Here is an 18,415-nt window from a genome sequence, read left to right on the forward strand (position 1 = left end):
CTACTTCCCCCACGTCCACCAGGCGGCGGGCGTAGGGCTTAAGGAAAGCCGGGTAATACCGAGATTCCCGATCCCTAGGGACCTTCAGGTCCACCTGGCCGAAGGTGGTCTCCAGCTTGCGGGGGTAGTAGCCGTTCCTGCGCCCCCCGTGCACCTGCAAGAAGGCTGTCCGGTCCAGCTCCAGAACCGTCTGCAGAACCTCGGCTACTGTCTCCCGCACCGCTTCCCTCAGCAAGATCCGCAAGGTATCCTGGTCCACGGGGCACCTCCTCGTTCCAAGGTGTGCCCCCCTATTAAACACGGACCCTTACACATAAATCCTTACACGACCGATTGAGGGTGTAGTGCCCGCTGGCGCTATTCCCGCTGACGGTTCCGGTAAACCGAATCTCGTAGCTTCCTGCAGGGACCGCGCCGAAGGTGATCTGGTTGCCGTTTAGGGTGCCGCTCGCATCTCCAAAGTAGACGCCATTCCTGTAGAGGGGCCCGGAGATTTGGTTGCCGTTTTGGGTGATCTTGATGCAGAAAGTGCCGTTGGTGTTTTGGAGCTGGGTGGAGGTCCAGTTTCCTTCCCACACCCCGGCGATGCTGGGAGTAGACCCACCGCCACCGCCACCGCCGCCGCCACCGCCACCACCCGTCTGCCCGCCGCAGGCGGTGAGGAGAAGGCCGAGGCCGAGAAGCAATAAAACCCAAGCCTTGCGCATGCGCCATCACCTTCCTCTGCTCGAGGCCCTGGCTTTTGGACCTCACCCCACCTATAGCACAGGCCTGGTTAAGGTTCGGTTAAGTGAGCCCGCGGGGAAAACCTTCCCGGAAGGGCCTCCTCCACCCGGGCTTGGGCCTGGGGGAGGCTAAGGCGCCGGGCCCAGCGGAGGAGGCCTTCCTTGACGCGGGCGTCCCACCAGACCCCGGGGGGGAGGTAGGCCCGGTAGGTCCCCCCCTCCAGGCGGACGAGCTCGGGGTCCAGGGCCTCGCGGAGGTGGTGGACCGCCACCTGCAGGCGCTTCTTGGGGTTTTTGCTCCCGGGGAAAAGGAGGTGGGCGAGGGCTTCGGCCTCCAGGGCTCCCCGGTGCCAGAGGAGGAGGAGGAGCAAAAGCTCCTTCCGGGAGGGAAGGGGGAGGGGGCCTTCCTCGGTGCGGGCCTCGAGGGCTTTTAGGCTCCGCACCCGAAGCCACCCCACGCCGGCGAGGAGGGCTTCCAGGAGGCCTTCCTCCCCGGCGGCGAAGGCGAAGAGGGGGAGGGGAAAGAGCCTTTCCCAGAGCCAGAAGTCCTGGAAGCCCGCCTTTAGGACCTCCCGGGCCAGGGCCTTGGCCTCTCTGGGAGAAGGATCTTTCAAAAAAAGCTCCAGCTGGGCGAGGAGAAGAAGCCTTCCCGCCCCCGCCTTCTCCGCCAGGCGCAAGGCCTCATGGAAGTGCTCGGGCCTCCCGGAGAGCCTCCCCGCCACCAGGTGCCACTCCGCCATCTCCCCGGGGCCGCCCCCCTCTTGGAAAAAGTCCTTGGCCCGTTCCAGGCTTCCCTTGGCCCCAAGCTGGGCCAGGCCCAGGTGGACCAGGCCCAGGGCGTAGGGGTCGCGGGCCCTTTCCAGGGTGGCCTCCGCTTCCCGGTAAAGGCTTGCCGCCTCCGGCAGGTGGGCCTCCCGGTAGAGGTCGGCGAGGTTTAAGAGGGTATAGCCCAAGGCGCGGTAGTCCCCGGAGGCCTGGGCTTCCTTCTGGGCCTCGAGGAGGGTCCCTTTGGCCTCCAAAAACCGCCCCAGGTACCGCAGGGCTTCCCCCAGGGAGAGCAGGGTGTAGGCCCGGGAGAGGGGGGTGGTCTTGAAGGGGAGAACCTCCCGGTAGAGGCCCACCGCCTCGGAAAGCTTCCCCATGTGGTGCCGGGCCACGGCCAGGTTGTGGAGGGCCAGGGCCTCCACCTCCCGCTGCCTTGCGCTCCGGGAGAGGGCCAGGGCCTCCTCCAGGTCCTCCGCCGCCTCCCGGTAGCGGGAGAGGCGGATGCGGGCCGCCCCCCGGCTGGTGAGGAAGCGGGCCCGCAAGGGGGTCTCCCCCAGGGCCACCCCTTGGGAGAAGACCCGTTCGGCCTCCCGGTGCTCCCCTTTCAACCCGAGGAGGGTGCCTTTGGCGAGGAGGGCCTCGGCAAGCAAGGCGGGGTCTTCCTCCGGGAACCCTTCCAGGACGGCCAGGCCCCGGTCCAGCTCCCCCCGCATCCGGTGCCCCAGGGCGAGGAGGAGGCGGAGGCGGGGGGAGGGGTGCGCCACCCCCTCGGCGTAGCGGAAAAACGCCTCCACCTGGCCCCGTTCCAGGAGGGGTCTTCCCGCCCGCTCCAGGGTTTGAAGGAGAAGCTCCCCTCCGTAGAGGCTTGCCGCGGCCAGGGCCTCCTCCCCGGCGCCAAGGGCCAGGGTCGCCTCCAGGAGCGGTCCTGCCAGCTCCGGGGGCGGCAGGGGATGGGTGGCCCGTAGGTAGGCCGCCAGGGCGGGGAGGAGGCGGAAGGGCACCCCCCCGGCCAGGGCGCCTTCCAGGAGCGCGTCCACCGCCCGGCCCAGCCCCACCTTGCGGAAGGCAGCCTCGGGCAGGGGGAGGCGGAAGGGGCGGAGGTCCAAGGGGGGGAGCGTCCCCTCCAGGAAGGCGCGAAGCTCAGGGGTCCAGGCGGCCTCCCCCTTTTCCAGGGCCTTCCGGGTGAGGTGGGGCCAGCCCCCGAAGAGGGCGTGGACGGGCCCGGCAAGCTCCTTCTTCCCCAAGCGGCGGGCGAGCTCCCCCACCTCCTCGGGGGTGAAGGCCAGATCTTCCGGGCCCAAGCGGTGGAGGGGGGGAAGCCGGGCTTTTCGGGCGGCCACCACCTGGCCCGGGAGGACCTCGGGCGGGGGCTCCCTCAGGTCGTAGCAGCCCGGCTCCGGGCTCCAGTCCCGGCGGTAGGGGAGCCCCTTGGCCTCGGCGAAGCCCTTAAGGAGGAGGGTCTTGCCGAAGCCGGGGGGTGCGTGGACCAGGACCCCTTCGGGAAGGGCCTCCTCCAGGGCCCGGTGAAGCCTTGGGCGGTGGAGGTACACCCTTCAGGATAGCCCCAAAGGCGGGGTAAGCTTGGGGCATGGAGGGCTTTCCCGTAAAGGTTTCCGTGCAGGTGCGCTTCCGCGATCTGGACGCCTTGGGCCACGTGAACAACGCCGTCTACCTCACCTACTTTGAGGTGGCCCGGGCTGCCTACTTCCGGAGGCTGGAGGAGGACTGGGTGGCGCGGGGCCACTTCATCCTGGCCCGGGCCGAGGTGGACTTCCTGAGGCCCATCCACCTCGAGGACCCCGTGGAGGTGGGGGTGCGGGTGGTGCGGATCGGCCGCTCCAGCTTTGACATGGAGTACCGGGTGGAAGCCCGGGGAGAGGAGGCGGCCCGGGGCCGGACGGTGCAGGTTTGGCTGGAAGGGGGCCGCCCCGCCCCCTTGCCCCAGGCGATCCGGGCCCGCATCGCCGAGGTGGAGGGAAGGCCCCTTTCTGAGGTGCCCCTCGAGGGCGGTTCAGGAGGGCCTTGAGTCTGCTATCCTGAAATCCGGATGACCGTAGAGGAACGCCTCTACAAGCTGGAGGGCATCGTGGAGGGGGTGATGGCCGTCCTCCCCGACCGGGTTTCGGCCCTGGAGGCGAGGATGGACCTCCTCCGCCAGGAGGTGAAGGCGGAGATCGCCGGGCTCCGCCAGGAGGTCAAATCGGAGATCGGCGCTCTCCGCCAAGAGGTGAAGGCAGAGCTCGGCGGGCTCCGTCAAGAGATGGAGGAGAGGTTCAACGGCCTCCGCCAGGAGGTGAGAGCCGAGATCGCTGGCCTCCGCCAGGAGGTGAAGGCGGAGGTCGCTGGCCTTCGCCAAGAGGTGAAGGCGGAGATCGGTGGGCTCCGCCAGGAGATGGAGGAGAAGTTCAACGGCCTTCGCCAGGAGGTGAAGGCCGAGATCAACACGGCCTTCAACAAGGCCATGCTCTACTTCACGGCGATTGCGGTGGTTCTTGGGGTTCTCACCCTTTTTCGCTAGCTGAGCCCTTTAGGACCACCACCGTGACCCCGTGCCCCCCCTCGTGGGGCGGGGCGTCGGCGAAGCTTTCCACCCGCTTGTCCCGGCGGAGGGCCTCCCGGATGGCCTGCCTGAGGGCCCCCGTCCCCTTGCCGTGGAGGAGGCGGAGGGTGGGAAGGCCCAGGGCCCGGGCCTCCTCCAGGGCCTGGTCCACCTCCAGGAGGGCTTCTTCCACGGTGAGGCCCCGGAGGTCCACCTCCCGCACCTCGCGGCGGGGCTTGGCGAGGAGGGGCCTTGGGGCCTCCTCCTGGGGAAGGGGCTTGAGCTCCTTGGCCTTCAGGCTGAGCTTCAGGGGGCCCACCTGCACCAAGGCCTCCTCCCCCCTAAGCTCCACCACCCGGCCCCGCTTCCCCAAGGAGGGGACCTCCACCGCCTGGCCCGGGGAAAGCCCGGGGGGTGGGGGCGGGGGCGGGGCTTTGGGGGCGTAGCGCTCCTTCAGGGCCATAAGCTCCCGCAGGGCGTCCCGCTTGCCCTCGGCCCTGGCCTTCTCCTTGAGGGCCTTGAGCTCGGCCTCCACCTTGAGGAGCCGGGACCGCACCTCCTCCTCCAGGGCCCTTAGGCGCTCCTGGCGCTCCTCCTCAAAGCGGGCCTCCCGCTCGGCTAGGGCCTTGCGCAGCCTCTCCACCTGGGAAAGCTCCCGCCTCAGGCGCTCCCGCTCCGCCTCCAGGGCCAGGCGCTCGGCCTCGAGCCTCTCCAGAAGGGCCTCCAGGTGCCCCCCTTCGGGCAAAAGGGCCTCGGCCCGCTTAAGGACCTCCTCGGGGAGGGCGAGCCTTCTCGCGATGGCCAGGGCGTAGCTCCGCCCCGGCACCCCGAGGACGAGCTCGTAGGTGGGGCGGAGGGCCTCGAGGTCAAAGCGCATGGAGGCGTTCCCGATCCCCTCCCTCCCCTGGGCGAAGGCCTTCAGGGGGGAGAGGTGGGTGGTGACCATCCCCTTGACCCCCCTCTCCAGGAGGGCCTCGAGGATGGCCTGGGAAAGGGCCGCCCCCTCCTCGGGGTCGGTGCCGCTTCCGAGCTCGTCAATGAGGACGAGGCTATTGGGGGTGGCCTCTTCCAGCATCTCCTTGAGGCGCCTTAAGTGCCCGGCGAAGGTGGAGAGGTTCTCCTGGAGGGACTGCTCGTCCCCGATGTCGGCATAGACCCGGTCGGGCCAGGCCAAAAGGGCCTTCTCCGCCGCCACGAAGAGGCCCGACTGGGCCATGAGGACGGCGAGGCCCAGGGTCTTGAGGAGGGCGGTCTTCCCCCCCATGTTGGGCCCGGAGATGAGGAGGATGCGGTTCTTCCCGTCCAGGGCGAAGGAGTTCCGCACGGGGTTTGGGATCAGGGGGTGAAAGGCCCGGTGGAGCTCGTACCGCTCCCCGAAAGCGGGGCGGGAAAGCCCCAGGTCCCGGGCCAAGGCGGCCTGGGCCTGGACGAGGTCCAAAAGGCCCAGGGCCTCCAGGGTCTTCGGCACCCCCTCGTCCTTAGCGAGCTTCTCGGAGAGGTCCCGGAGGATGCGGTTCACCTCCTCCTCCTCCTTGAGCCTCAGGGCCTGGAGGCGGTTGTTGAGCTTGACCACGGAGAAGGGCTCTATGAAGAGGGTCGCCCCCGACTCGGACTCGTCCAGGAGGATCCCCGGCACCTTCTGGGCCATCCCCGCCCTCACGGGGACGCAGTAGCGCTCCCGCCTTAAGGTGACGAAGCGGTCCTGGAAGGCCTCCCGGTGGCGGTCTATGAGGGCGTAGAGGTGGTCCAGGATCTTTTGGCGGAGGGGCCTAAGCTCCTTGCGGATCTCGGCGAGCCTCGGGCTCGCCTCGTCCTTCACCGCCCCCTCCTCGTCCAGGGCCTTCCGCACCCGCTCCAGGAAGGGGGTGTGGTCCCCGATGCCCTCCGCCACCTGGCTTAGGGCGTTTCGCAGGGGAAGGAGCTCCTCTTTTAGGGCCATGGCCTCCTCCAGGGCCTTGGCCGCCCTCAGGAGCTCGAGGCCGGAAAGCCTCGCCCCCGCGAGGGCCCTCCCGTAGGCCTCCCTTAAGGCCCCCGCCTCGGGGAGGGCGTAGGGGTAGAGGAGGGCTTCCCCCGTGAGCCCGTGCCGCCGCTCCGCCTCTTCTCGGGAAAGGGGGGCGAGGGCCAGGGCGAGCTCCCGGCCCAAGGGGGTCTTGGCCCTCTCCGCCAGGAGGGCCCGCACCCGGGGGAATTCCAGGACCTCGAGGACGTCCCGCACAAAGAAAGAGTATACCCCGGGCTTAGCGTTTCAGGAGCTTAAAGAGCAGGGAAAGAACCTCCTTATTCGTCCCAAGCTTTGCCCCCGTGGCCACCAGAAGGCCCAGCTGGCCAAGCCTCCCAGCGGGAAGCAGGGCCAGGAGGGCCGTGATCTGGGAGAGCAGTCGCTCCCTCTCCTCGAGGCTTAGGGCCTCCCAGCGGCGCTGAACCCCTTTCATCAGGGCACGTAGCCGTTCCAGAAAGCCCTGCGCACCGGCGCCCTCCTTATGGAGGGCCTCCGCTTCAGCAAGGAGGTCCACCGGGGTCTCAACCTTCTTTCGCACCACCCGCCGCACCTTCCCCTTAAACCGTTTAAGGCGCATCCCCTTCATTCTAAAGGTTCCAGGAGGAGGTACCGCGCCTCCACCTCCCCCGCCACCTCCCTTCCCGAAAGGAGGTCCACCCCCCGGGGAAGGGAAAGGCGCATCCCTTCCTTGGCGAAGAAGGCCCAGACCTCCTTCCCCCGGTGGCGCCGCCTGAAGGCCAGGACCCCCGGGGGGGCCTTGAGGGGGAGGAGCCCCCCGAGCCTCAAGGCGGGGTGGGTCTTCTTAAGGAGGATGAGGCGCCGGAGGAAGGCGAGGAGGTCCTTGTCCCAAAGGGCCTCGTCCCAGGGGAAGGGGGCGCGGCAGTAGGGGTCCCCCCGCCAGACCTCGTAGGGGTTGGGCTGGGAGAGGCCCACCTCGTCCCCGTAGTAGACGGCGGGGCTTCCGGGGAAGGCGAAGAGGAGGGCATAAGCGGTCTTGAAACGCTCCTTGTCCCCCCTAAGGCGCCAGAGGGCCCGGGGGATGTCGTGGGAGGAGAGGAGGGTGTACATGCTGTGGCGGAGCTGGAGGGGAAGGGCGGCGTAGTGGTCCCAAAGGACCCGCCAAAGGTCCTCGGCCTCCAGCTCCACGGGGTTTCCGTGGAGGTCCCGCCCCGAAAGCCACGCCATCACCGGGTGGGCGAAGCCGGCGTAGTGCATGGCCCCGTCCAGGGTGTGGGCCCTTAGGGTGGGAACGGTGTCGTAGGAGAGCTCCCCGAAGACCAGGGCGTCCTCCCGCTCCTCCTTGGCGGCCCGGGCCAGGGCCCTGAGCCAGCGGGCGTTCTTCCGGTTCGTCCCCCCTTCCCCGATGGAGTGGGCCACGTCCAGCCGCCAGCCGTGGGCGAGGCGCATCCAGTGGCGGATGGGGGCCTCCTTGCCGAAGACGAAGCGCTCCTGGGTGAGGGCGGAGGCGTAGTCCAGCTTGGGCATGTGCCTCACCCCCCAGAAGCTGGCGTAGGTGCCGTCGGGGTAAAAGGTGAACATCCCCCGCTCGGGGGAGGAGGGGTCCTCAAGGGCCTTCTGGAACCAGGGGTGGGTCGCCCCCACGTGGTTGAAGACCCCGTCCAGGATGAGCTTCATCCCCCGGGCCTCGAGGGCCTCGTAGAGCGCCCTAAGCGCCTCCTCCCCGCCCAGGTGGGGGTCCACCCGGCGGTAGTCCTCGGTGTCGTAGCGGTGGCTGGAGGGGCTTTGGAAGATGGGGGTGAGGTAGAGGGCCTCCACCCCCAGGGCCTCGAGGTGGGGAAGGGCTTCCAGAACCCCCCAAAGGTCCCCCCCGTAGAACTCCCGGGCCCCGTCCTCCCCGGGGGGTTCATTCCAGGCCTTTTTGCGGATGGGCCTCCCCCCGTAAAGCCAGGCCCCCTCCTTGGGGGCGAGCTCCGGGCGCCCTTGGCGGAAGCGGTCGGGGAAGATCTGGTAGAAGACCGTCCCCAGGGCCCACTCCGGGGGAAGGGGCTTGGCGAGGAGGTGGAAGAAGCGGTCGTAGCGGGGAAGGGTCTTCTCCAGGCCGTGGCTGCCCAGGTAGCCTTGGGGGAGGCGGAAGACGTAGCGGAAGGGACTAGCGTGGACGGGAACCCGCGCCCTGAGGCCCCTTTCCCAGGGCTCCATGGGCTTCTCGTGGAGCTCCCCGTCCCGCTCGTAGAGGAGAAGCCCCTCCCGGGCCTCGGTTTCCAGGAAAAGCTCCACCTCTTCCCCGAGCTCGGGGAAGGGAGGGTCAACGTGTTCCAGGTCGTGGGGGTTCAAGGATCAACCTCCAAGAGGGCCTGTACCTGAACCTTCAGTGCGGGCAAATCCCGGACTACAGTAGACCAAACCTCTTCCAAGTCCACGCTGAAGTACTCGTGGACAAGGAGGTTGCGCATGGCCACCATCTCCCGCCAAGGAATGTGTGGGTGGGCCTCGTGAAACTCCCGTCCCAGCCTGGCCGCGGCCTCCCCGATGCGCTCTAGGTGGTGCACGATCCAGACCTGAACGAGCTCGTCTTCCAAAAAGCGCGCCTTCCCCAGGGCAGCGTACCGCTCAATCCGGGCGATGGCCTCCAGGATGTCCAGAAGCCTCTCCCTGGGTTCCCTCATAGAGGGATGGCCTCCCGCAGGACCTGCTCCCGGAGCCTAGGGGCCAGGCCCCTCTCGCTCACCACGTCTACCCGCACCCCCAAAAGCCCCTCCAGGGCCAGCTTTAGGCGGGCGTGGTCCAGAAGGGTGCGCCCCTCCTCAAAGACCACCAGGAGGTCCAGGTCGCTGTCTCCTCGGGCTTCCCCCCGGGCCACCGAGCCAAAGACCCGCACCCTCACCGCCCCGTGGCGGGCGCAGAGGCTGAGGATGGCCTCCCTCCTGGTCCTGAGGGCTTCCAGGTCCACGCCCTTATTCTTTCACGGCCCCCGCGGTGTAGCCGGAGACGAAGTACTGCTGGAACCCGTAGAAGAGGAAGAGGATGGGTAAGGAGCCCAAGACGCTCGCCGCGGCGAAGACCCCCCACTTGGTCTGGAACTGCCCCGTGGTGAAGCTCCTTAAGCCCACGCCCACGTTCCAGCTCTCCACCCCCGTGAGGACCAGGTTGGCCAGGACGAACTCCGAGTAGGTGCCCACGAACTGCAGGAGGAAGATGAAGACGAACATGGGGGCGGAGAGGGGAAGGAGGATCTTGGTGAAGACCTGCCACCTCGTGGCCCCGTCCACCATGGCCGCCTCCTCGAGGCTCGGGCTAATGCTCTCCAGATAGCCCTTGTAGACCCAGGTGCCGAAGCTGATGATCCCCCCGGAGTAGGCCAGGACGAGCCCGGTGAAGGTGTTCAGGAGGTCCAGCCGGGAGAGGAGGTAGTAGATGGCCACCAAGGCCAAGAACCCCGGGAACATCTGCACGAAGATGAAGAAGAGGAGCATGGGGTAGCGGCCGGGCAGGTGGCGGAAGCGGGCGAAGGCGTAGCCCGCCGTGGCGGTGAGGAGGACGGCGAGAAGCCCCGTGAGGCCGGAGATGAGGAAGGTGTTCCGCACCCAGAGGAGGAACTTGGTCTCCGTGCCCTGCCCGGTGAACTGCCTGGGCGAGAGGGAGAGGGCGAGGGCGAAGACGGAAAGGGCCATGAGGAAAAGGAGCCTCCCCTGCCAGAGGTCCATCCACGCCTCGGGGGCAAGAAGCCTGCGGAGAAGGCCCACGACCCCCACCCCCAGGAGGGCTAGGCCCGCGAGGAGGGCGAGGACCACCTGGTAAGGGTAGAGGACCACCCCTTCCACCAGCTTGGCGTAGTTTTCCAGGGAGGGGTTGGGCAGGTAGGGGATGACCTTGGCGTCCAGGAGGAGGAAGCCCGTTTCCGGCCTCTTGAAGCTGAAGAGGTTGTTGGTGGGGTCAAAGCTCGCCGCCACCACCTGGACCACCGGGTAGTAGACGAGGAGGATCAGGACCCAGAGGAAGAGGTGGGTCACCCCCTGGAGGAAAAGGGGCCAGGGGCTTTTCCGCCTTCCCCGGAGGCGGTTTACGAGGGCGGTGTAGAGGAGGCTATAGAGGAGGACGAGGAGGACCAGGGCCAGGAGGAAGCCCAGGGCGTAGGCCCAACCATAGGGCACGAAGACGCTCCCGAAGGCCACCTGCCTCCGGTAGGAGGCCTCGTCAAAGAGGCGGTTCGCCGCGAACCAGTAGACCCCGTAGAGGGCGAGGCCCGTGAGGAGAAAGGCCACGAGCTTGCGCACCTACTTCACCTCCCTCAGCGCCCCGGTCACCCGGAAGTTCACCAGGCTGATGGCCACGGTGATGGCGAAGATGAGGAGGCTGATGGCCGCCCCCAGGCCGTAGGCCGACTGCCCCTCGGCGCTGAAGGCCGTCTTGTAGGCCCAGGAGATGAGGATGTCCGTGGCCTGGGCGGTGGCGAGCCTCCCCTCCTGCGCCGGGCCGCCCCCGGTGAGGAGGTAGATGATGTAGAAGTTGTTGAAGTTGAAGGCGAAGGAGGAGAGGAGGATGGGCACCATGGGCTTCTCCAAAAGGGGCAGGGTGATGCGGAGGAGGGCCTGCCAAGGGGTGGCCCCGTCCACCTTGGCCGCCTCGTAGAGCTCGTCGGGGATGGTGGAAAGGGCCCCCAGGGTGGCGGTCATCATGTAGGGGAAGCCGAGCCAGAGGTTGACGAGAAGGATGGCCACCTTGGCCCAGTCGGGGTCGTTGAGCCAGGGGATGGGGTAGAGGCCCAAGACCCCGAGAAGCCGGTTGATGGCCCCGAAGTTGTAGTTCAAAAGGGCTACCCAGACCTGGACGGTGATCACGCCGGGCAGGGCCCAGGAGACGATGAGGGCCGTGCGGTAGAAGTTCCGAAGCTTAAGGCCCTTGTTGTTGAGGATGAGGCCCAGGAGAAGGCCCACGAGGGCGTTGAGGAGCACGGTGGCCGTGGCGAAGGTCACGTTCCAGAGGAAGACGGGGAAGAGGGCCTGGCTCGCCTGGGAGAGGATGAAGGCGAAGTTCTTGAGGCCCACGAAGCGGAAGGCGTTCACCTTGGCCACGAACTCCGCGCGGAAGGGGGGAGTGCGGTCAAGGAGGAGGGCCTCCCCTTTGGCCTCGAGGACCCGGGCCCGCATCCGGTGCCCTTGGGCGTAGACCTCCACGGGCACCCCCTGGCAGGGGTCGCAGCGCAGGGCCTCCCTTACCGGTGCTTCCAGGAGGAACCTGGGGCCTTCCTGCCCCACCACCCGGGTTTCGGTGGAGCGGTCGGGGAAGCCGTTCCGCTGGCCCGAGTAGTCCGTGAAGGCCAGGTACACGGTGAGGCCCACGGGGTAGAGGGTGAAGACCAGGAGGAAGGCCAGGGCGGGGAGGAAGTAGTACCAGTCGGAAAGCCAGGGGAAGAGCCTTCCCACCCCCACCGCCCCCGGGACCAGGACCAGGAGGGCCACCACCAGGATGGTCCAGCCCGGTGGGGCGAAGCGGGCCTCCAGGAGGAAGTAGGCCAGGAGGCCCACCCCCGTGGAGAAGAGGAGAAGCCCCAGGAGGAGCCCCATGGCCAAGAGGAAGCCTCTGAGTCCGGGAGGGTGCTTCATGGTCTAAAGATACGCCCCCCACGGGGGAAGGAGGTCCCGTGGGGGGCGGGCATGGGCCTTACTTGCCGATGGCCTTCTTGATCTCGGCCACCATGTCCTCCACGATCTTCTTCACGTTGGAGTCGGGCTTTTGGATGGCGAGGCTGATGGCGTTCCCCCAGGGGCCCCAGACCTTGCCCATCTCGGGGATGTTGGGCATGGGGGTGCCCAAGGGGAAGACCTTGGAGAAGCCCGCCACCACGGGGTCTTTCTCCAGCTGCTTCACCGCGCTCTTGGAGACGGGGATGCGGCCCCCCGCCTGGTTGAAGGAGACCAGGGCCTTGCCGGACACCAGGGTCTTGGCGAAGTTCACCGCCTGGGTCTTGTTCTTGGAGTAGGCGTTCACCACCACCCCCTGCACGCCCAGGAAGGGCCCCCAGGGCCCCTTGGCCCCGGGCGGGGTGGGGAAGGGGGCGATGCCGAAATCTATCTTGGCCTTCTTGTAGTCCCCCAGGGCCCAGGGGCCGTTGAGGATCATGGCCAAGGCCCCGTCCTTGAAGGCCCCGTCGGCCACGCCGTAGTCCACCCCCTCGGGCACCAGGTTGTACTTGAAGCGGAGGTCCTTGATGAACTGGAGGGCCTTCTCCCCGGCCTCGCCCCCGATGAGGAGCTTAGCGGGGTCCAGGTTGCCCTTGGCGTCCTTGCCGAAGACGTTTTCCGCCCCGAAGGCCTTGAAGAAGCCGAAGTTAAAGTAGGGGTCGCCGATGTTGTAGAGGAAGCCGAAGGTGGAGCCCGTGGTGAGCTTCTGCGCCAGGGCCAGGAACTCCTCCCAGGTCTTGGGGGCTTCCTTCACGTACTTCTTGTTGTAGATGAGGGCCACGCTCTCGGCGAAGGCGGGAAGGCCGAAAAGCTTCCCCCCGAAGGTGAAGGCCTCCAGGGCCACGGGCTGGAGGTCGGAGAGGTAGTTTTGGGTCACGTACTTGCCCATGGGCTCCAGCACCCCGGCCTGGGCCATCTCCCCGAGCCAGTCGTGGGGGATGGAGACCACGAGGTCCGCCGCCTGCCCCTGGGGGGCCCCCAGGAGGAACTTCTGCTTGATGTCCCCGAAGGGAACCTCCACCACCTCCACCTTGGTGCCGGAGGTCCTTTCAAAGGTCTTGGCCTGGGCCTTGAGCCACTCCAGCTCAGGACCGCCGAAGTGGGTCCAGACGGTGAGCTTCCCCTGGGCTAGGGCCAGGGAAAGGCCGAGGGAGAGAAGGGCCAGCGCTTTTTTCATATCCCACCTCCGGACGCGTGGTAGCGTTTCCGCTTTACCTTTTCGCGCCCTGCCCCCTTAATCTACCACTTCCCCCACAAGGACAAGGGCCCTCAAAGGAGGGCCCGCACCACCTCAAAGGCGATGAGGGCCAGGATGCCCACCTCCACCGCCTGGCTCCTCAGGTGGACCACCTCCTCCGTCACCATCTCGTAGGTGGCCTCGAGGGCCCTAAGCTTCTCCTCCACGCTCCTTTCCAGCTCGTGGGCCCCGTAAAGCTCCAGGGCGGCCCGGTAGATCTTGGCGTAGAAGAGGTCCTCGGTGATGCGCAAGGCCCCCTCCATCCGGGCCTTCACGTCGGCGATCTCCGCGTGCCGGGCCATGAGGCGGCGGCGGAGGCGCTGGAGCCTCCCGTACCCCCAAAGCCCCCGTTGCCTGAGCACCTGGGGCACCAGCTCCAGCTCCTCGGTGAGCAACCGGTCGTAGTAGGAGAGCTCCAAAAGCTGGGCGTGCACGAACTCCACCAGGTCGGCCACGTCCCAGATGTCTTCGGAGTCCAGGACGAGCACCCGGTCAAAGCCCAAGAGGGCCAGGTCCTCCGTAGAGTAGCTGTAGCGGTAGCGCTCCATCTCCCGCCGGACCTCGGGGGCGAACTCCTCCCGGGCCCCCATCCAGAGGGGGGTGAGGTCCACCGGGGGCTGGTGGGCCTTGGCCCCTTCCAGGCCAAGGGCGTGGTAGACGGTGAACTCCTCAAAGAGGCGCTTCTCCTCGGGGCGGAGGAGGGCCCCTTGGAGGTAGGGCTCGAGGGCGGCGAGCTCCGCCAGGAAAAACCCCTCCCAGAAGGGAAGCTCGGGGACCTCGAGGCCCTTCTCCAAGAAGGCCTCCCAGGGCACCCGCTCCCCCAGGTGGATGCGGAAGGAGAGGGAGACCACCCCGAACTCGTAGAGCCGGGCGGTGAGGAGGCCGGAAAGCCCCTCCACGCTCCGCACGCCAAGCTCCAGCTCCGCCGGGGGGTTCTCAAAGCGCACCGCCCCAAGCCGCGCCCGGGAGAGGCGGAGGCGGGGGGTGGAAAGGCGGGAGAGGTCAATCTCGTCCGCGAGGTCAAAGAGGCGGTAGAGGGCGATGTGGGGAGAGAGGACGTTCATTCCAGCCTGGAAATCTCCCGGGGAGGGGGCCCCTCCTTGTAGGCCTCCAGGAGGGCCTTTAGGGCCTTTCCCCGGTGGGAGTAGCGGGTCTTCTCCTCCAGGGTCATCTCGGCGAAGGTCTTGCCCACCTCCGGCACGTAGAAGAGGGGGTCGTAGCCGAAGCCCCCCTCCCCCCGGGGGGCCTCGAGGATCACCCCCTCCACGCTCCCCTCGTAGGCCTCGGCGTGCCCGTCGGGGTAGGCCAGGACCAGGACGGCCACGAAGCGGGCCTTCCGCTCCTCCCCCTTGAGGTGGCGCATCCTCTCCAGGAGGTAGACGTTCCGCTCCCGGTCCGTGGCCCTCCCCCCGTAGCGGGCGGAGTAGACCCCGGGCTCCCCCCCCAGGGCCGGCACCTCGAGGCCCGAGTCGTCCGCCAGGGCGGGAAGCCCCGTGGCCTTCGCCACGTAGGCCGCCTTGAGGAGGGCGTTTTCCAGGAAGGTGGCCCCTTCCTCCTTGGGCATGCGCAAGGGGAAGTCGGCCAGGGAAAGCAGCGTCCAGCCCAGGGGGGCGAGGCCCTCCTTGAGCTCCCGCACCTTCCCGGGGTTGGAGGTGGCCAGGACGAGGCGCATCCCCTCTAGGATACCGCCTTGAGGGCGGCCACCACCTCCTCAGGGGTGTCCAAGGGGGTGAGGAGGGCGAGGTCCTTGGGGTCTATGGCCCCCTGGTCCTTGAGGAAGGCCATCCAGGAGAGGAGGCCTTCCCAGTAAGCCCGGTCCAGGGCGAAGACCGGGAAGGGGTGGACCTTTTCCGTCTGGATGAGGACCAGGACCTCGGAGAGCTCGTCCAGCGTCCCAAATCCCCCGGGCAGGAAGACGAAGCCCACGGCGTAGCGCACAAAGAGCACCTTGCGCACGAAGAAGTAGCGCAAGGAGAGGGCGTGGGTCTGGTAGGGGTTGGGCTTTTGCTCGTGGGGAAGTTCTATGTTGAGCCCCACGCTCACCCCGCCCGCCTCGTAAGCCCCCCGGTTCACCGCCTCCATGACCCCGGGGCCGCCCCCCGTCACCACCCCGAAGCCCGCCTCCGCCAGGGCCCGGCCCAAGCGGTAGCCGAGAGCGTAGGCCGGGTGGCCCTCGGAGAAGCGGGCCGAGCCGAAGACGGAGACCAGGGGCACCTGGATCTCCGAAAGGGTCTCAAACCCCTCCACGAACTCCGCCAGGATGCGGAAAAGCCGCCAGCTGTCCTCGTGGTGGAGCTGGTCAATGAGGCGCTTCTTGGGCATGGCCCTAGCTTAAGTACCCCGCTCTGGCTTTCGCTAGAGCGGGGGCCCCAATAAGGTTTCTCTGCGGCCTTGACCAAGACATCCCATGCCGGAGAAAGCTGCGGGGGTACTTAGAGTTCCTCCAGGCTCACCCGCCTGAGGTCCAAAACCCGCTCCCCCAGGCGCTCCGCCAGGGCCTTGTAGCTTTCCGGGTCCCCGGTGACGTAGTGGACCACCCGCCCCGAGCCCGCGGGGTTCAAAAGCCCCTCGCGCCCTAGGGCCTCGGCCACCCGCCTGGCCGTGGCCTCCGCGGAGTCAATGAGGCGCACCCCGGGGAGGACCCGGGCCAGGGTGTTCTTCAGGAAGGGGTAGTGGGTGCAGCCCAGGATGAGGGCCTCGAGGTCCTCCGGGGCGTCCTCGAGGTAGTGCCGGGCCACCAGGAGGGCCACGGGGTCGTCCCATAGGCCCTCCTCCACCAGGGGGACGAAGAGGGGGCAGGCCTTGGCCCAGGCCAGGGGCAGGTGGCGCTCGTAGGCCCGGCTTTCCACCGTGGCCTGGGTGCCGATGAGGCCCACTTTCCCGTAGCCCCTGGCCTCCTCCGCCGCGGGCTCCAAGACCCCGAAGACGGGCACGGAGAGGTCCTCGGCGAGGTCCGGGAGGGCGGCGGAGCTCGCTGTGTTGCAGGCCACCACGATGGCCTTCACCCCCTCCCTCAGGAGGAAGCCCGCGATCTCCCAGGCGAAGCGCCGCACCATGGCGAGGGGTTTTCCCCCGTAGGGGACGCGGGCGGTGTCGCCAAAGTAAAGGAAGTCTTCCCGGGGGAGGGCCTGGCGGAGGGCGGAAAGCACCGTGAGCCCGCCCACCCCCGAATCAAAAACCCCGATGGGCCTTCTCCGGTCCTTCACGGCCCGCCATCATACCTGGACGGAAAGGGGGGGGTGCTATACTATCAGGGTTGCCCCGATGGGGGCGCGAAGGAGGTGCCTGCGTTGAGGCTGGTCACGTCTGAGTCGGTAACCGAGGGACACCCGGACAAGCTGGCGGACCGGATTTCCGACGCCATCCTGGACGCCCTCATCGCCCAGGACAAGAAGGCCCGGGTGGCGGCGGAGACCCTGGTGACCACCGGGCTCGTCTTCGTGGCGGGGGAGATCACCACCGAGGGGTACGTGGACATCCCCGGTCTGGTGCGCAAGACGGTGCGGGAGGTGGGCTACACCCGGGCCAAGTACGGCTTTGACGCCGACACCTGCGCCGTGCTCACCGCCATAGACGAGCAGTCCCCGGACATCGCGGGCGGGGTCAACCTCTCCTACGAGTGGCGGGTGCTCAAGTCCACGGACCCCCTGGACCGGGTGGGGGCGGGGGACCAGGGCCTCATGTTCGGCTACGCCACCGACGAGACCCCCGAGCTCATGCCCCTTCCCATCACCCTGGCCCACCGCCTCACCATGCGTCTGGCCGAGGTGCGGAAGACGGGGCTTCTCCCCTACTTGCGTCCCGACGGCAAGGCCCAGGTCACCGTGCTCTACGAGGGGGACAAGCCCCTTTACGTCAAGACCGTGGTGGTCTCCGCCCAGCACTCCCCCGAGGTGGAGCAGGACCAGCTTAGGGAGGACCTCATCCGGGAGGTGGTGCGCCAGGCCATCCCCCCGGAGTACCTGAAGGAGGGGGAGACGGAGTACCTCATCAACCCCTCGGGCCGCTTCATCCTGGGCGGGCCCCACGCGGACACCGGCCTCACGGGCCGCAAGATCATCGTGGACACCTACGGGGGGGCGGTGCCCCACGGGGGCGGGGCCTTCAGCGGCAAGGACCCCACCAAGGTGGACCGCTCCGCCAGCTATTACGCCCGCTACATGGCGAAGAACCTGGTGGCGGCGGGCCTTGCGAGGAGGGCCCTCGTGGAGCTCGCCTACGCCATCGGCAAGGCGCGGCCCGTGTCCCTCAGGGTGGAGACCTTCGGCACCGGGGTCCTGCCTGACGAGAAGCTCACGGAGATCGCCAAGAAGGTCTTTGACCCGAGGCCCCTCGCCATCATTGAGGAGCTGGACCTCCTGCGGCCCATCTACACCCCCACCTCGGCCTACGGCCACTTCGGCCGCCCGGGCTTCCCCTGGGAGGAGACGGACCGGGTGGAGGCCCTGAGGCGGGAGGCGGGGCTTTGAGGCCACCCCATGCGGGCTTAGGCCAGCATGGGGGTAAGCGTCCGCGCGCTTAAGTGCCCGCACCTTGATTTCGCCACATGGGACGCTGGAGATAGGGCTTTGCGAAGGCTCTTTTGGGGCCCCCACCGCGGCGAAAGCCGCGGTGGGGTACCTATTTGGGGGCCGCCTCCACCCGGTTTTTCCCCTTGCGCTTGGCCCGGTACATGGCTTCGTCCGCCCGCTTGAGGAGGGAGAGGGGGGAGTCCGTGGGGTGGGCCTGGGCCACGCCAAAGCTTGCGGAAAGGCGTTGAACCGGGGGCACCTCGAGGCGGCCCACCTCCTGGCGCAGGCGCTCGGCCAGCTGGAGGGCCTGGGGAAGCTCTGTTTCCGGGAGGACCACGGCGAACTCCTCGCCCCCCAGGCGCACGGCGCGGTCGCTTTGGCGCACGTGGGCCTCGAGGCATTGGGCGAGGGCCCGGAGGACCCGGTCCCCCACGTCGTGCCCGTGGGCGTCGTTCACCGCCTTGAAGCCGTCCAGGTCCAGGAGGATGAGGGAGAGGGGACGGCCGTAGCGGCCTAGGCGGAAGAGCTCTCTTTCCAGAACGATCTCTAAATAGCGGCGGTTCCTGAGCCCGGTGAGGAAGTCGGTGTAGGCGTCCAGCTGGGCCTCCATGTACTCTTCCTTCATGCGCACCAGCAGGTAGAGGAGGCCCACGTAGGCCAGGTTGGCCCCGAAGAACTGGGCTAAGGCGTTGAGGTGGATGGCCTGGAAGTGCCCTCGGAAGGTGCCCAGTAGGGCCAGGAGGAAAAGAGCCATGAGGTAGAGGAGGGCCAGGCGTACCGCTTTCCGAGCGGGGAAGAAGAGGTAGCTGGAGAAGTAGAAGAAGGGCACCCAGTAGGCGGCGGGGGGTCGTGTAAGGATTTATGTGTAAGGGTCCGTGTTTAATAGGGGGGCACACCTTGGAACGAGGAGGTGCCCCGTGGACCAGGATACCTTGCGGATCTTGCTGAGGGAAGCGGTGCGGGAGACAGTAGCCGAGGTTCTGCAGACGGTTCTGGA

At 67.8% G+C, this 18,415-nt stretch carries 18 protein-coding genes and 1 pseudogene; 3 read left to right on the forward strand and 16 right to left on the reverse strand.

The features are described 5' to 3' along the window. From BLP62_RS11480 to BLP62_RS11490, 3 genes are all read right to left on the reverse strand, one after another. Positions 1-301: transposase (locus BLP62_RS11480; protein ID WP_176758123.1), on the reverse strand; the 301-nt coding region annotated here is incomplete at its 3' end. Then, the gene (locus BLP62_RS11485; protein WP_093008479.1) at positions 294-707 is read right to left on the reverse strand and encodes a hypothetical protein; all 414 of its coding nucleotides are present in this window, start codon (positions 705-707) and stop codon (positions 294-296) included. The genes BLP62_RS11480 and BLP62_RS11485, both read right to left, overlap by 8 nt. 68 nt (positions 708-775) lie before the next feature. After that, entirely contained in the window at positions 776-3,040 is a 2,265-nt protein-coding gene (locus BLP62_RS11490; RefSeq protein WP_093008480.1) for a tetratricopeptide repeat protein, read from the reverse strand. Positions 3,041-3,078: 38 nt separating this feature from the next. On the opposite strand from BLP62_RS11490, the gene BLP62_RS11495 reads away from it, so the two are divergent. Both BLP62_RS11495 and BLP62_RS11500 read left to right on the forward strand, forming a co-directional pair. Beyond that, complete coding sequence (locus BLP62_RS11495; RefSeq protein ID WP_093008481.1) at positions 3,079-3,516, forward strand: acyl-CoA thioesterase; 438 nt, start codon at positions 3,079-3,081, stop codon at positions 3,514-3,516. A gap of 21 nt (positions 3,517-3,537) precedes the next feature. Further along, positions 3,538-4,008, forward strand: a complete 471-nt coding sequence (locus BLP62_RS11500) for a DUF1640 domain-containing protein (RefSeq protein ID WP_093008482.1) — start codon at positions 3,538-3,540, stop codon at positions 4,006-4,008. On the opposite strand, the gene BLP62_RS11505 is transcribed toward BLP62_RS11500, so the two are convergent. The 12 genes from BLP62_RS11505 to murI all read right to left on the reverse strand — a co-directional run bounded on the left by BLP62_RS11505 (position 3,992) and on the right by murI (position 16,113). Further along, complete coding sequence (locus BLP62_RS11505; protein ID WP_093008483.1) at positions 3,992-6,244, reverse strand: endonuclease MutS2; 2,253 nt, start codon at positions 6,242-6,244, stop codon at positions 3,992-3,994. The two genes, BLP62_RS11500 and BLP62_RS11505, sit on opposite strands and share 17 nt — an antisense overlap. Positions 6,245-6,266: 22 nt before the next feature. After that, the gene (locus BLP62_RS11510) at positions 6,267-6,605 is read right to left on the reverse strand and encodes a hypothetical protein (RefSeq protein WP_241374272.1); all 339 of its coding nucleotides are present in this window, start codon (positions 6,603-6,605) and stop codon (positions 6,267-6,269) included. A 5-nt stretch (positions 6,606-6,610) separates the two neighbouring features. Then, the gene (locus BLP62_RS11515) at positions 6,611-8,323 is read right to left on the reverse strand and encodes a glycoside hydrolase family 13 protein (protein ID WP_176758210.1); all 1,713 of its coding nucleotides are present in this window, start codon (positions 8,321-8,323) and stop codon (positions 6,611-6,613) included. Then, positions 8,320-8,655, reverse strand: a complete 336-nt coding sequence (locus tag BLP62_RS11520; protein ID WP_093008485.1) for a HepT-like ribonuclease domain-containing protein — start codon at positions 8,653-8,655, stop codon at positions 8,320-8,322. The genes BLP62_RS11515 and BLP62_RS11520 overlap by 4 nt, the downstream gene beginning before the upstream one ends. Beyond that, positions 8,652-8,939 (reverse strand): nucleotidyltransferase family protein, encoded by a 288-nt coding sequence (locus BLP62_RS11525; protein WP_093008486.1) that lies wholly within the window; start codon positions 8,937-8,939, stop codon positions 8,652-8,654. The genes BLP62_RS11520 and BLP62_RS11525 overlap by 4 nt, the downstream gene beginning before the upstream one ends. Positions 8,940-8,943: 4 nt before the next feature. Then, positions 8,944-10,263, reverse strand: a complete 1,320-nt coding sequence (locus tag BLP62_RS11530) for a sugar ABC transporter permease (protein WP_093008487.1) — start codon at positions 10,261-10,263, stop codon at positions 8,944-8,946. Next, positions 10,264-11,592: an ABC transporter permease subunit gene (locus tag BLP62_RS11535; RefSeq protein ID WP_093008488.1), complete on the reverse strand. Its 1,329-nt coding sequence runs from the start codon at positions 11,590-11,592 to the stop codon at positions 10,264-10,266. A 58-nt stretch (positions 11,593-11,650) separates the two neighbouring features. Next, positions 11,651-12,847: a sugar ABC transporter substrate-binding protein gene (locus BLP62_RS11540; RefSeq protein WP_093008489.1), complete on the reverse strand. Its 1,197-nt coding sequence runs from the start codon at positions 12,845-12,847 to the stop codon at positions 11,651-11,653. Positions 12,848-12,939: 92 nt separating this feature from the next. Beyond that, positions 12,940-13,971 (reverse strand): RMD1 family protein, encoded by a 1,032-nt coding sequence (locus BLP62_RS11545; RefSeq protein WP_093008490.1) that lies wholly within the window; start codon positions 13,969-13,971, stop codon positions 12,940-12,942. Further along, positions 13,968-14,579 carry an XTP/dITP diphosphatase gene (locus BLP62_RS11550; RefSeq protein WP_176758211.1) on the reverse strand — a complete coding sequence of 204 codons (612 nt, stop codon included), beginning with the start codon at positions 14,577-14,579 and terminating at the stop codon, positions 13,968-13,970. Before BLP62_RS11550 ends, BLP62_RS11545 begins: the two co-directional genes overlap by 4 nt. A 5-nt stretch (positions 14,580-14,584) precedes the next feature. After that, positions 14,585-15,229 (reverse strand): LOG family protein, encoded by a 645-nt coding sequence (locus BLP62_RS11555; protein WP_093008492.1) that lies wholly within the window; start codon positions 15,227-15,229, stop codon positions 14,585-14,587. Positions 15,230-15,339: 110 nt separating this feature from the next. After that, positions 15,340-16,113: a glutamate racemase gene (gene murI, locus BLP62_RS11560; RefSeq protein ID WP_093008493.1), complete on the reverse strand. Its 774-nt coding sequence runs from the start codon at positions 16,111-16,113 to the stop codon at positions 15,340-15,342. Between the two features lie 84 nt (positions 16,114-16,197). Between murI and metK the strand changes: the two genes are divergently transcribed. Then, positions 16,198-17,376, forward strand: coding sequence for a methionine adenosyltransferase (gene metK, locus BLP62_RS11565; RefSeq protein WP_176758212.1), 1,179 nt, complete (start codon positions 16,198-16,200; stop codon positions 17,374-17,376). A 151-nt stretch (positions 17,377-17,527) separates the two neighbouring features. Here the strand turns inward: metK and BLP62_RS11570 are convergent. After that, positions 17,528-18,262: pseudogene (locus BLP62_RS11570) on the reverse strand (GGDEF domain-containing protein); the annotation flags it as partial. Positions 18,263-18,415 lie beyond the last annotated feature (153 nt).

The sequence above is a fragment of the Thermus arciformis genome (assembly GCF_900102145.1).
Taxonomy (GTDB): domain Bacteria; phylum Deinococcota; class Deinococci; order Deinococcales; family Thermaceae; genus Thermus; species Thermus arciformis.

Coding starts and splice junctions, on each gene's coding strand:
- BLP62_RS11495 (WP_093008481.1), top strand. CDS start 3,079: ATGGAGGGCTTTCCCGTAAAGGTTTCCGTGCAGGTGCGCTTCCGCGAT.
- BLP62_RS11520 (WP_093008485.1), bottom strand. CDS start 8,655: ATGAGGGAACCCAGGGAGAGGCTTCTGGACATCCTGGAGGCCATCGCC.
- BLP62_RS11535 (WP_093008488.1), bottom strand. CDS start 11,592: ATGAAGCACCCTCCCGGACTCAGAGGCTTCCTCTTGGCCATGGGGCTC.
- BLP62_RS11500 (WP_093008482.1), top strand. CDS start 3,538: ATGACCGTAGAGGAACGCCTCTACAAGCTGGAGGGCATCGTGGAGGGG.
- BLP62_RS11540 (WP_093008489.1), bottom strand. CDS start 12,847: ATGAAAAAAGCGCTGGCCCTTCTCTCCCTCGGCCTTTCCCTGGCCCTA.
- BLP62_RS11545 (WP_093008490.1), bottom strand. CDS start 13,971: ATGAACGTCCTCTCTCCCCACATCGCCCTCTACCGCCTCTTTGACCTC.
- BLP62_RS11485 (WP_093008479.1), bottom strand. CDS start 707: ATGCGCAAGGCTTGGGTTTTATTGCTTCTCGGCCTCGGCCTTCTCCTC.
- BLP62_RS11550 (WP_176758211.1), bottom strand. CDS start 14,579: ATGCGCCTCGTCCTGGCCACCTCCAACCCCGGGAAGGTGCGGGAGCTC.
- BLP62_RS11510 (WP_241374272.1), bottom strand. CDS start 6,605: ATGCGCCTTAAACGGTTTAAGGGGAAGGTGCGGCGGGTGGTGCGAAAG.
- BLP62_RS11555 (WP_093008492.1), bottom strand. CDS start 15,229: ATGCCCAAGAAGCGCCTCATTGACCAGCTCCACCACGAGGACAGCTGG.